At 47.0% G+C, this 691-nt stretch carries 1 protein-coding gene; it reads right to left on the reverse strand.

The window, feature by feature from the left end:
• Window positions 1–691 (reverse strand): 3-oxo-tetronate kinase (gene otnK / locus I6F41_RS17950; protein ID WP_269435042.1); only part of this gene is annotated, 691 nt, incomplete at both ends.

Genomic DNA, 691 nt, shown 5'->3' on the forward strand with positions numbered 1-691 from the left:
GCAATGCCCGCTGCCAATCCAGAGCCGCCAGTAATTAACTTTAGCGACTTAGCCGCTTTGCCTAGGGTTGCTAAATGTGCACTATTAAAGGCATCAACCACAGCGTAGCGTTTACCTGCACTTTGTAGCTCAGCAAACTGGTTAGTGATGGCCTCAGCGCCTTGCTCAATGGTTTGGTAATTGACTAAACCGGCTTCTCCTTGCGACTGGCTATTCATTAAGCGCACCAAGCTTGAATCGGTCATTGGCGTTACCGGGTGATTACGCATACCCGACTCATTAAGCGGCTCGCCAAGTACAAATAAGTGACCGTTAAATACGGTGCGACCATTCACTGGCAAAGCAGGGCATACAATAGTAAAAGACTCACCGAGTGCCGCTAATAAAGCGTCGGTTACCGGGCCAATATTACCTTTAGCCGTACTATCGAAGGTTGAACAATATTTGAAATAAAACTGCTGACAGCCTTGCTGTTGTAGCCATTTTAATGCGGCTAAGCTTTGCTCTATTGCTTGCTCTACAGGGCAAGAACGCGTTTTAAGGCTTACGACAACCGCATCCGCGTCAACCACAGTGTTACTGTGAGGTACATCGTTAAGTTGTACCGTACGCATACCATGTTCAACGAGGAAACCAGCAATGTCGGTTGCTCCGGTAAAGTCGTCTGCAATTACACCAAGTAACATAATTA

Source organism: Pseudoalteromonas sp. SCQQ13 (assembly GCF_015864415.1).
In the GTDB taxonomy this organism is placed as follows: Bacteria; Pseudomonadota; Gammaproteobacteria; order Enterobacterales; family Alteromonadaceae; genus Pseudoalteromonas; species Pseudoalteromonas nigrifaciens.